At 72.2% G+C, this 11860-nt stretch carries 9 protein-coding genes; 4 read left to right on the top strand and 5 right to left on the bottom strand.

The features are described 5' to 3' along the window. Positions 1 to 24: 24 nt before the first annotated feature. Positions 25 to 420, bottom strand: a complete 396-nt coding sequence (locus tag BLW76_RS26165) for a RidA family protein (RefSeq protein WP_091319883.1) — start codon at positions 418 to 420, stop codon at positions 25 to 27. A 93-nt stretch (positions 421 to 513) separates the two neighbouring features. On the opposite strand from BLW76_RS26165, the gene BLW76_RS26160 reads away from it, so the two are divergent. Next, on the top strand, positions 514 to 1458 hold the full coding sequence (locus tag BLW76_RS26160) for a helix-turn-helix transcriptional regulator (RefSeq protein WP_091311934.1): 945 nt from the start codon (positions 514 to 516) through the stop codon (positions 1456 to 1458). Here the strand turns inward: BLW76_RS26160 and BLW76_RS26155 are convergent. The 3 genes from BLW76_RS26155 to BLW76_RS26145 form a co-directional block, all read right to left on the bottom strand. After that, the gene (locus tag BLW76_RS26155; protein WP_091311932.1) at positions 1440 to 2315 is read right to left on the bottom strand and encodes a helix-turn-helix transcriptional regulator; all 876 of its coding nucleotides are present in this window, start codon (positions 2313 to 2315) and stop codon (positions 1440 to 1442) included. The genes BLW76_RS26160 and BLW76_RS26155 overlap by 19 nt on opposite strands. Before the next feature lie 57 nt (positions 2316 to 2372). Then, complete coding sequence (locus tag BLW76_RS26150) at positions 2373 to 3173, bottom strand: SDR family oxidoreductase (RefSeq protein WP_091311930.1); 801 nt, start codon at positions 3171 to 3173, stop codon at positions 2373 to 2375. Between the two features lie 133 nt (positions 3174 to 3306). Beyond that, entirely contained in the window at positions 3307 to 7632 is a 4326-nt protein-coding gene (locus BLW76_RS26145) for a GH92 family glycosyl hydrolase (RefSeq protein ID WP_091311928.1), read from the bottom strand. 148 nt (positions 7633 to 7780) lie between these two features. On the opposite strand from BLW76_RS26145, the gene BLW76_RS26140 reads away from it, so the two are divergent. Continuing rightward, entirely contained in the window at positions 7781 to 9409 is a 1629-nt protein-coding gene (locus BLW76_RS26140; protein ID WP_091311926.1) for a tannase/feruloyl esterase family alpha/beta hydrolase, read from the top strand. A 43-nt stretch (positions 9410 to 9452) separates the two neighbouring features. Continuing rightward, positions 9453 to 10091: a class I SAM-dependent methyltransferase gene (locus BLW76_RS26135; RefSeq protein WP_091311924.1), complete on the top strand. Its 639-nt coding sequence runs from the start codon at positions 9453 to 9455 to the stop codon at positions 10089 to 10091. Here the strand turns inward: BLW76_RS26135 and BLW76_RS26130 are convergent. Further along, positions 10081 to 10842: a helix-turn-helix domain-containing protein gene (locus BLW76_RS26130; protein ID WP_091311921.1), complete on the bottom strand. Its 762-nt coding sequence runs from the start codon at positions 10840 to 10842 to the stop codon at positions 10081 to 10083. The two genes, BLW76_RS26135 and BLW76_RS26130, sit on opposite strands and share 11 nt — an antisense overlap. A gap of 55 nt (positions 10843 to 10897) precedes the next feature. Here BLW76_RS26130 and BLW76_RS26125 point away from each other — a divergent pair, with 55 nt between their 5' ends. Beyond that, the gene (locus BLW76_RS26125) at positions 10898 to 11857 is read left to right on the top strand and encodes a zinc-binding dehydrogenase (RefSeq protein ID WP_091311918.1); all 960 of its coding nucleotides are present in this window, start codon (positions 10898 to 10900) and stop codon (positions 11855 to 11857) included. Positions 11858 to 11860: the final 3 nt, after the last annotated feature.

Genomic DNA, 11860 nt, shown 5'->3' with positions numbered 1-11860 from the left:
GGGGCCGGGCAGCGGTGCCCCTTCCTACGCGACGGCCGTGCCCTCCAGTTCGACCAGCTGGCCCGGGATCGCGAGCCGGCTCACCCCGAGCATCGTGGTGGCCGGCGCGACCCCGGCGGCGCCGAGCCGGGCGGCCAGCACGCCGTAGTGCGGGAACAGCCCGTCGACGTCGGTGGTGTAGACGTTCAGCCGGACGAGGTGGGCCAGGGACATCCCGGCCGCGGCGAGCACCGCCTTCAGGTTGTCCAGGCTTGCCGCGAGCTGGGCGGCGATGTCCCCCTCGTGCTGGGGCTTGCCCTCGGCGTCGGTCGCCGCCTGGCCCGAGCAGTACAGGGTGCGGGTCTGCCCGGAGACGACCTCCCCCTGGTTGAAGCCCAGTTCCAGCGACCACGTCATGGGGTTGACCGCCGTTCGTTCCAGTGCCACTTCAGCTCCGTTCGTTGCGATTGCTGCGCCGGGGAGCTTTCCGGGCAATCACGACATCCTGTGTCGGGTATTCGCTACGGTTTGCCGGTGCGTGCCGACCGGCTGGTTTCCCTGGTGCTGCTGCTGCGCCGGCGCGGGCGGCTGACCGCGGACGTGCTGGCCCGTGAGCTGGAGGTGTCCACCCGCACGGTGCTGCGCGACATCGACGCGCTGTCGGCGGCGGGTGTCCCGGTGTACGCCGAGCGCGGCCGCCACGGCGGGTTCGCGCTGCTGCCGGGGTTCCGGACCGAGCTGACCGGGCTGAACCACGACGAAGCGCTGGCCCTGCTGACGACCGGGCGGGCGTTCGGCCTCGGCCCGGCACTGGCCTCGGCGCTGCGCAAGGTCGCCGACGCCCTGCCTCCGGCCCAGGTGGCCACGGCCGAACGGTTCCTCGTCGACCCCGAGACCGACCTGCTTTCCCGCCGTCCGGCCGTCGAGGAGGTGGACCGCCCGACGATGCTCGCGGTCCGCCGCGCGGTCCTCGACGGCCGCCGGCTGCGCCTGCACTACGCGGCCACCGGCCAGGAACCGCAGTGGCGCACGGTGGACCCGATCGGCCTGGTCACCGTCCGCGACCGCGGCTACCTGCTGGCCACGCGGGCGGGTGCGGACCGCACGTACCGGCTGTCGCGGATCCTGGCCGCCGAGGCGCTCGACGAACCGGCCGAGCGGCCGGCCGACGTCGACCTGGACCGCATCTGGCGGCAACGCTGCGCAGCGTTCCTCGCCGACGGCCACCTGACGGCGAAGGTCCGGGTCCGCCCCGGCCGGCGCGAAGACCTGCTGGGCACGGCCGTGGCGGTCCGCGCGGAGGCACCCGAGGCCGACGGCCGGCTGCGGTTCGAGGTGACCTACCAGGACGCCTGGCACGCGGAGTGGGCCCTGTGGCAGCTCGGGACGGACGCCGAAGCCCTGGAACCCCAGTCGCTGCGGACGGCGCTGCGCGACCGGGCGATGGCCATCGCCGCCCGCTACACCGACGCGTCCTGACCCTGACTGGCCGCCCACGACGCCAACAGTGCCAGGCCGTCCGCGGCCGCCGTGCCGGCGGGCGCGGTGTAGACGGTCAGGAGCAGGCCGGGGTCGGCGGGCAGTTCCATCGACTCGACGTCCAGGTCGAGCCGGCCCACCACCGGGTGGTGCAGGCGCTTGTGCCCGGACCGGTGGAGCCGGACGTCCTGGGACGCCCACCGTTTCCGGAACAGTGCGCTGCGGGTCGACAGCTCCCCGACCAGGGCGATCAGCTCCTCGTCATGCGGGTTGCGGCCGGCTTCCATGCGCAGCTTCGCGGCCACATCGCCGACGATCCGGTCGTAGTCGACGAAGAACTTCTCCGCCGCTTCGGGGTCCAGGTAGACGAACCGCGCGGTGTTCGCCGGCCGTCGCGGGCCGGCCAGCATCGGGGCATACAACGCGCGGGCCTGCTGGTTCACGGCGAGCACGTCGTAACGGCCGTTGCAGATCCACGCCGGCGCATCGGTGATGGCGTCGAGCACCTGCTGCAGCGCCGGCCGCACCGGCACGGCGGGGCGCCGCCGTCGCGGACCGCCCGGCCCCCGGGACCGCCGCGCCAGCTGGAACAGGTGCTCGCGCTCGGCCTCGTCGAGGTGCAAGGCCGCCGCCACCGCGTCGAGCACCCCGTCGGAGGCGCCGGCGAGGCTGCCGCGCTCCATGCGCACGTAGTAGTCGACCGACACCCCGGCCAGCAGCGCCACCTCTTCGCGACGCAGGCCTTCGACCCGCCGGTTGCCGCCGTAGGCGGGCAGCCCGGCGTGCTCGGGCGCGATCCGCGCGCGGCGCGAGCTCAGGAACTCCTTGATCTCGGTGCGCAGATCGATCGTGGTCACCCCGTCACCGTAGGCCCTGTCCGGACGCGAAGGGAGGTACTGCGAGTACCCCCGGGGCTAGGTACCCGTCGCGGTCGTGGCGATGCCGCCGTCGACCGGGATGACGGTGCCCGTGAGGTAGGCACCGGCCCGGCCGGCGAGGAACACCGCGATACCCGCCATGTCGTCGTCGCGGCCGAGCCGGCGCAGCGGGGCCTTCGCCGCGATCTCGTCGCCGACGGCTTCGAGCGTGGTCGCCATCATCTGCGACGGGAACGGCCCCGGCGCCACCGCGTTCACCGTGACGTGCTGGGGGCCCAGTTCCCTGGCCAGCACCCTGGTGAGCTGGTGGAGCGCGGCTTTGCTGCCGGCGTAGGAGTAGTTGGACGCCGCGGCGACATGGACGCCACCGGCGATGCTGCCGATGTTGACGATCCGCGCGGGATCCTCGGCCGTGCCTGCCCGGCGCAGGGCCGGGAGCAGCGCCTGCACCAGCCAGAACGGCGCCTTGAGGTTGAGGGCGAGCACCGTGTCCCAGGCCTCGTCCGGGAACGTCTCCAGCGGCTCGCGCCACATCGCTCCCGCGTTGTTGACCAGGATGTCCAGGCCTTCCGAGCCGACGTGCTCGGCGAGGCGCCGGCACTCGTCGTGCCGGGACAGGTCGGCGGGGAACGCCTCGACGTCGCCGAATTCCGACAGCCGGCGCTGGGCCTGCGCGCACGTGTCCGCGTTGCGTGAGCTGATGACGACGCGGGCGCCCGCCTGCAGGAGGCCGCGCGCGATCATCGTCCCGATGCCCTGGGTGCCACCGGTGACCAACGCGTGCTTCCCGCTCAGGTCGAAAAGGCCCGCGTGCGTGGTGAAGTGGTTGTCCGCCATGGGTTACAGACTGGCCGGGGTCCTCGACGCCGGGGAGACCCTGGTGGAACAGGGACTGCGGGAGCCCCCTTCCGGCAAAGGTGAAGGCCACCCCCGAGGAACCGGGGGTGGCCTTCACCGCACTACCGCGGAACTACATCTTCGCGCACTGCCCGACGTTCGGCCCGCGCACCGTGTTCGGCAGGTCGTGGTCGGTCGGCGCCGGGTTGTTGACCGCGCACGCCAGCGGGCCGCCGACCGTGCTCGACGTCAGCACCGGGCCGTGGTTGCCGGTCAGCGCCACCGGGCCGCCGATGTCGGTCAACTCGATCGACACCTGGCCGGTCGCCCCGGTGATCGCCACCGGACCGCCCACCTTCGTGCGGTTCAGCACCACCTGAGCCGCCCCGGTCGCCGCGAGCGGGCCCTTGACCTGGCCGCCGCGGACGATCAGCGAAGCGCCGCCGCCCACCGTGACCGGGCCGGACACCGTCGCGTTCTCCAGGCACACCGTGCCCGAGTTGACCGACAGCGGTCCGGACTGGACGCCCGTCACCGTGCGCGTGCACGCCGCGTCCGGCTTGCCCAGCAGCTCGAACTCGGCCAGCTGCGCCGGGGCGCCGGTGCTGGTCGCGGTCACCTCGAGCCGGTAGTGGGCGTAGTGCGCCGGGTTCGCCACCTTGAACGCCCGGGTCTGCTGCCGCCAGCTGAACGCCTGGTTGTCCTGCCGGTCGGCCACCGCCCACGTCTTGCCGTCGTAGGAGCCCTTCAGCACCCAGCTCTTCGGGTCACCCGCACCGGTCTGGGACGTCAGCGTGTAGTGCGTGACGGCCTCGTCGGTGTTGTTCAGCTGGTACTGCACGGCCCCGGTGACCGCGGCCTGGGTGCGCGAGGTGTTGTCCACCAGCGCGGCCGCGTTCGACCCGTCCGAAGTGGACAGCGTCCCCCTGCCGGGGCCGGTCTCGTCGTGCAGCGGCGCCGGGGCGGCGTCACCCGTGGTGATCGACTTCGGCGCGTCGTTCGGGCCGGTACCCCACGACGACGGGTTCGGGCCCATGTCGAAGTCGATCCGCCCGCCCTTGGCGATCAGGTCGTGCGGCAGCGACGTCGAGGAGTACGCCTTGCCGTTGACCTTCACACCCTGGACGTAGACGTTCTTCGCGCTGTTCTTCGGCGCGTTGATCACCAGGTCCTTGCCGCCGGCCAGGTGGATCGTCGCCTTCTTGAACAGCGGCGACCCGATCGCGTAGTCCGGGCTGCCCATCTGCAGCGGGTAGAAGCCCAGCGCGCTGAAGGTCCACCACGCCGACTGCTCGCCGTTGTCCTCGTCACCCGCGTAGCCCTGGCCGATCTCGCTGCCGGTGTAGAGCCGCGAGAGCGCCTCGCGGACCTTCTCCTGCGTCTTGGCCGGCTGGCCCGCGTAGTCGTACATGTAGAGCGTGTGGTGCGAGGCCTGGTTGGAGTGGCCGAGCTGGCCCATCCGCACGTCCCGCGCCTCGCGCATCTCGTGGATCACGCCACCATAGGAGCCTGGGAAGTTCGCGGTCTCCTGGTCGGCGAAGAACGCGTCCAGCTTCTTCGCCAGGCCGGCCTTGCCGCCGTAGAGGTTCGCCAGGCCCTGCCCGTCCTGCGGCACGGAGAACGCCATGCCCCAGCCGTTGGTCTCGGTGTAGTCGATGCCCCACACCCGCGGGTCGTAGTCCTGCGGCGACCGGCTGAACTTGCCCTGCGCGTCGCGGCCCTGGAAGAACCCGACGCTCGGGTCGAACAGGTTCACGTACTGCTGCGCCCGGCTGGTGAAGTACTCGTAGTTCGCCAGGTACTCCGCCATGCGCGGGTCACTCGCCGGGGCCTCGTCGTAGAGCTTCTTCGACAGGTTCGCGATGCCGTAGTCGTTGACGTAACCCTCGATCGACCACGAGAACCCGTGGTCGGCCGTGTTGGGCGAGTAGCCGAGGAAGATGCCCTCGTCGATGCCCTTGCGGCCGACGGCGTTGTTCGGCGGGGTCACCGTCGCGTTCTTCAGCGCCGCGTCGTAGGAGGCCTTGACGTCGAAGTTGCGGACGCCCTTGAGGTAGGCGTCGGCGAACGCCACGTCCGAGCTGGTGCCGGTCATCAGGTCGGCGTAGCCCGGCGAGGACCACCGCGAAATCCAGCCGCCGTCGCGGTACTGCTGCACGAACCCGTCGACCATCTTCCCGGCCATGTCCGGCGTGAGCAGCGCATACGCCGGCCAGGTCGTGCGGTAGGTGTCCCAGAACCCGTTGTTGACGTACGTCTGGCCGTCGACGATCTTCGCCCCGGTCTGCGTCGGGGTGTCCGCGCCCGCCTTGGGCGAGACGAAGCTGGCGTACTGGTACTTCGGGTTCTGCGGCGTGCCGGTGTTCTCGAACCCGGAGTTCGGGTAGAGGAACAGCCGGTACAGGTTCGAGTACAGCGTCGTGAGCTGGTCCTTCGACGCGCCCTCGACCTCGATCACCTTCAGCTGGTCGTCCCACAGCCGCTGCGCGGCGTCGCGGACGGAGTCGAAGGTCGCGGTCGGCGCGATCTCCTGCGCCAGGTTCTTCTTCGCCTGGTCCACGCTGATCAGCGACGTCGCGATCCGCATGGTCACCGTCTTGTCGGCACCGGCGGCGAACCGCAGGTAGCCGGCGACGTTGTCGTGGCCGGTGCCGGTGAGCTTCGCGCCCGCCGTGACCGGCTTGTCGAAGGTGGCGTAGACGAACATCCGGCCCGCCCCGGCCGACAGGCCGCTCTTGACGTCGGTGTAGCCCGACAGCGTGCCGCCCGCGGTGTCGAGGGTCAGCCCGCCCTGGTTCTTGTAGTTGTCGAAGATCAGGCTCGTGTCGGTGCCCGGGAAGGAGAACCGGAACACCGCCGCGTGGTCGGTCGGGGCGATCTCGGTCTTGATCCCGTTCTCGAACTGCACGCCGTAGTAGTGCGCGCGCGCCGTCTCGTTGTCGTGCTTGAACGCCAGCGCGCGGGCGTCGCGGTTGGCGTCCGGGACCCCGGCGGCCGCGGACGGCATCACCTGGAAGGTCTGCCGGTCGCCCATCCACGGGCTCGGCTCGTGGCTGACGCTGAACGCCTGCAGCTCCGGCAGGTTCTGCTCGTTGTTCTGCGAGTGGTAGTTGTACATCCAGCGGACGTCGCCGTTGTCGGCGTTCGCGTCGGTCACCGGGGTCCAGAAGTTGAACCCGTGCGGCACCGCCGTCGCGGGGAAGTTGTTGCCGCGGGAGAACGTGCCGTTGGCCATCGTGCCGCGCGTGGTGAGCACGTTGTCACTCGGGCGGGTGCTGGCCGGCGGGGTCGGCGTCGCCGAGATCTTCACGTCGTCCAGCCAGCCCTGCAGCGAGCCGGGGCCGTCCGGGTTGTCGAAGCCGACCAGGATCCGGTCGACCGTCTTGCCCTTGGCGACCGTGCCGATCGCCGAGCGCACCAGGTTCCACTGGTTGGTGTAGAGGACCTTGCTCTTGCCCTGGCCCTCCGGGGTGAGCGGGAAGCCGTACTGGTCGGTCGCGCCGAGGTCGCGCAGCCGGGTGCCGTCGGTGAAGACCAGGTCGATCGCCACGTTCGTGCTCTGGTACTTCAGGTCACCGGTGATGAACTGCGGCTGCACCTTGTAGGTCAGCTCGGTCGAGGGCACGACCGGGATGTCGACGTCGAAGACCTTGTTGTAGGACCAGCCGTGGGCCTGGGTCTGGCTGCCGGAGTAGCGGAACGCCTTGAGCCCGGTGAAGCCGACGCGGTTCTTGTTCGTGTACCCGCTGGTCGGGCCGGCGTCGGTGAAGGAGCGCATGTTCGGCAGCGGCGGCGGCGCGGGCTCGTCGTTGGCCAGCAGCAGCTCCGACAGCTGCAGGATCGGGCCGCCGTTGTTGCGGGTGATGTCCAGCCGGAAGTACTTGAACGCGGCCGTCGGGGCGGCCAGCTGGTAGTCCTTCTGCTGGAACCGGGCGGTGAACGCCTGGTCGGCCTGCTTGTCGAGGTCGGTCCAGGACGAGGCGTCGTTGGAGCCCTGCAGCGTCCAGTCCCGCGGGTCGCGGTTGTCGAAGTCGTTGGCCGAGGAGATCGCGTAGTGCGTGATCGACGTCGGCTCCGACAGCGTGATCTGCGCCGAGGCGGTCGGGTTCCAGGACAGCCACTTCGTGTCGGTGGTGCCGTCGACGAGGTTCGAGACGACCTCGCCGCCGCTGGTGTTCTCGCTGGTGGCGCTGGTTTCGGTCACCTTGCCGCGGATGTCGCCGGGGATCGCGGTGCCGTTCGCGCCGTTGATCCCGGCCGCGCGCGGCTTGCCCGCCGCGTCGGTGTCGACCGTGTCGGTCCACGTCGGCTGGACGTCACCGGGCTCGAAGGAGGACGAGAAGTCGGCGGGAAGGGCGTCTTCGGCGGCGGACGCCGCGGCGGGGAGGGCGACCAGGCCGGCGGCGACCACGGCGGCGGTCACCAGGAAAGCGACCGGCGGTCTGGCGCTTCGGGGCATCGTTGCTCCAAGCTCGGAGGGCGGATTCAGCAGCGCCGCGCAGGCGGGGACCGGCGGCGCCAACGAAGGGAAACGCGCGGGTGACATCGATGTCAAGACCGCTCGCCAAACCTGACCGGAATCAGACAACGCGGAAAACGGGGGCCCGATGAAACCATTCAGGATCTTCACCGCCATAGCCACCTTGACGCTCGCCACCACCACATTCACCCCGGCCACCGCCACCGCGGCGACGGACACGACCGTCCGGCCGGTGACCACCTGCGCCGACCTGGTCCGCGGGTTCACCCTGCCGGGCGCGCCCACCCACGTCACCGCGGCCACCGTCGTGGCGGCCACGGCCACCGACCCCGAGTACTGCGGCGTGCAGGGCTACGTCGAACCCGCCGTCCGGTTCGAGCTGCGCCTGCCCACCACGACCTACACCGGGCGCTACCTGCAGTACGGCTGCGGCGGCTTCTGCGGCGTGGTCAGTCCGCCCGCCTTCGCCGACTGCCTGCCGCACGGCGGCGACTTCGCGGTCGCCGCCACCGACGACGGCCACGTCGGCAAGACCCCCGCCATCGTCGACGACGGCAGCTGGGGCGCGAACGACCAAGCCGCCCGCAACGACTTCGAATACCGCGCACCCCACGTCGTCTCGCGCGCCTCGAAAGCGATCATCCAGGCCTTCTACGGCGCCCCGCCCCGCAAGTCCTACTTCTCCGGCTGCTCCGACGGCGGCCGCGAAGGCCTCCTGCTCGCCCAGCGCTACCCGGCGGACTTCGACGGCATCGACGCCGGCGCGCCCGCGCACTACTGGAGCCCGCTGCTCGGGGTGTACCAGACGTGGCTCGCCCGGGCCAACAGCGCCGCCGACGGCAGCCCGATCCTCACCGCCGCCAAGCTGCCCGTCCTGCACAACGCCGTCCTCGCCGCCTGCGACAAGGCCGACGGGCTCGCCGACGGCCAGCTCGACGACCCCCGGGCCTGCGACTTCGACCCCGTGACGCTGACCTGCGCCGGCGCCGACGCGCCGTCCTGCCTCACCCCGGCCCAAGTGAACGTCGTCCACAAGCTCTACGCACCGCCCACCGACGACCGCGGCACCCTGCTCTACCCCGGCGGCCAGCTGCCCGGCTCCGAGCTGTCCTGGGCTGGGTGGATCATCCCGACCCCGGAGACCGGCGGGTTCGCCTTCGCCCGCAACCTCGCCGACAACTACCTGCGCTACCTCGGCTACCCGATCGGCGCACCGGCCGCCACCATCGACACCTTCGCCTTCACGAAACGCGAATTCGACCGGCTCACCCCGGTCGGCGTCCGCTCCAACGCGATGAGCCTCGACCTCTCGGCGTTCCAGCGCCGCGGCGGCAAGCTCCTGCTCTGGCACGGCTGGAACGACCAGGCCATCCCGCCCGCCGGCACCCTCGACTACTACCAGCGCCTCACCCACGGCCGCCCGCAGAACTGGGCGCGGCTGTTCATGGTCCCGTCGCTCTACCACTGCGGCGGCGGCACCACCCTCACCGAGTTCGACCCGCTGCGGCAGCTGGTCGACTGGGTCGAACGCGGCAGCACGCCCACGGCGGTCACCGCGACCGGCCGCGCCGCCGACGGCACCGTCACCCGCACCCGGCCGGTGTTCGCCTACCCGCAGCGGGCGGTCTACGACGGCACCGGCAGCGTCGACGACGCCGCCAACTTCCGGCCCGCGCCGCCGTCCTCGCCGGTCCGGGACGTCGTCCACTGGGCCGGGGAGAGGCTGTACGGCCTTCCGGGGCCGGTCGCGCCGTAAAACCGGTCCCGCGGGTTCCGGCGCCGTCGCTAGGGTCACGACCATGACGACGCCGGAACCCGCCGACCGCGTACTCGCCCGCGCCTCCCTCGCCGACGGCGACCCCACCGCCTGGTTCGACCGGCTCTACACCGCCGCCGCCCGCGGCGAAGCCGAAGTCCCGTGGACCCGCGGCACCCCGAACGCCGACCTCGCCGCCTGGATCAGCCCGGGCGATGGCCGCCGCGCCCTGGTGGTGGGCAGCGCCCTCGGCGACGACGCCGAACTGCTGTCCGCGCACGGCTGGGCCGTCACGGCCTTCGACGTCGCCCCGACCGCGGTCGACGCCGCCCGCGCCCGGTTCCCCGAGTCCACAGTGGACTACGTGGTGGCGGACCTGCTGCACCCGCCGGGGGAGTGGCACCACGCGTTCGACCTGGTCGTGGAGATCATCAACATCCAGGCCATGCCCCGGGAGTTCCGGCCCGCCGCGGTGGCGTCCCTGGCCGGCTTCCTCGCCCCCGGCGGCACCCTCCTGGTCTGTGAGGTCGCGGAGGAGAGCACGGACGTCGCCACGTGGGAAGGCCCGCCGTGGCCGTTCAGCCGCGCGGAGATCGAGTCCGTCGCCCAGGACGGCGTCCGGCTGGTCAGCCTGGAGACCATCCGCGACGGCGCCCGCCACTGGGCCGAATTCACCCGCTAGCCCGGTGGCGGCCCGGCGTCGTCCCCACGACGGCGGTGAAGGCCGCGATGAAGTGGCTCGGGTTCGCCCAGCCGCACGCCCGCGCCGTGGCCGCCGTGTCGTGGCCGTCGGCCAGCAGGACCAGGGCGTGGCCGACGCGGACCTGCGTCCGCCACTCGTGGAACGTCATGCCCAGCTCGTCGCGGAACAGCCGGCTGAGCGTGCGCCCGCTCGCACCGACCTGCTGCCCGAGCTCCGCCAGCGAGGTGTTGTCGCCGGGGTCGTCGTAGAGGCGCCGCGCGAGGGCCCGCAACCGGTCGTCGCGCGGCTCGGGCAGGTGCAGCGGCTGCTCGGGCGCTTCGCGCAGCTCGTCGACCAGCACCCGGCGCAGGCGGGCGCTCGCCGCCCGGTCGTACTCGCGCGGGCCGGTCAGCGCCAGCAGCACCTCCCGCGCCAGCCCCGACGCGGTGAACACGGCGGGACGGCCGGGGACGAGCCGGGCCAGCGACGCCGGCAGGAACACGATCCGCATGTCGGTGTGGCCGTGCGCGCGGTGCCGGTGGACGAACCCGGCCGGGGTCCACGCCACCCGGTTCGCCGGCACGATCGACGTCCCCCGCTCGGTGTGCACCGACAGCACGCCCCGCGCCGCGTAGACCAGGTGCCCCCGGTCGTGGGAGTCCGCGTCGCTCGTGCCGCCCGGCGGCCACAGGTGGACCCCGCCGGACGGCCAGATCCGCGACGTCGGCTCAACGTGGCGGCCAAGGGGCATGAACTGGCATGTTACCGGTGGTCCGCCAGCCGGGCGGCCGGTGAAAGTGGACCCCGTGAAGACGATGCGAGCGGCGGTGTGCCCCCGGCCCGGCGGGCCGGAAGTGCTGGAAATCCGGGAACTGCCCGTCCCTGCGGTGCGGGACGGCTGGAGCCTGGTGCGGATCAGGGGTGCCGGCCTCAACCGGTCGGAGCTGCGCACCCGCCAAGGACACTCCCCGAGCGTGCGGTTCCCGCGCGTGCTCGGCATCGAATGCGTCGGCACGGTGGCCGCCTCGACCGACCCGCGGCTGCCCGAGGGCACCACGGTCGCGGCGATGATGGGGGAGATGGGCCGCGCCTTCGACGGCGGCTACGCCGAATACGCCCTGCTGCCCGACCCGCTGCTGATGCCGGTCACCACCACCCTGCCCTGGACCGTCCTGGCCGCGCTCCCCGAGACGTACCTGACCGCCCACGGCGCCCTCGACGCGCTCGGAATCGGCACCGGCGGGCGGCTGCTCGTCCGCGGCGGCACGTCCTCGGTCGGGCTCGCCGCCGCCTCGATCGCGGCCGCCCACGGCGTCGACGTCGCCACCACCACCCGGCGGCCGGACAAGGCCGCCGCACTGACCGGCCACGTCCTCATCGACGACGGCGGCCCGCTCACCGGCCTGGCCGAGCTGTGGCCCGACGGCCCGGACTGGGTCCTCGACCTCGTCGGCGCCCGCACGGCCGTGGAGTCCCTGCGCCTGGTCCGCCGCGGCGGCACGGTGTGCGTGGCGGGCTCGCTCAGCGGCTGGATCGTCCCGGACTTCGAACCCATCGCGAAGATCCCGTCCGGCACGAAACTGACCGCCTTCCACAGCGACGACCGCAAGGGCAGCACGGAACTGCTGCAGCGGATCGTCGGCGAAGTCGAGGCCGGGACCTACCGGCCGCACGTCGACCGGGTCTTCCCCCTGGACGACATCGCCGCGGCCCACCGGTACATGGAGGAGGACCGTGCCGCGGGCAAGCTCGTCGTGGTGCCGTGAGCC

This window comes from Amycolatopsis tolypomycina (assembly GCF_900105945.1).
In the GTDB taxonomy this organism is placed as follows: Bacteria; Actinomycetota; Actinomycetes; order Mycobacteriales; family Pseudonocardiaceae; genus Amycolatopsis; species Amycolatopsis tolypomycina.
This window is presented reverse-complemented; position numbering and strand designations above follow the sequence as displayed.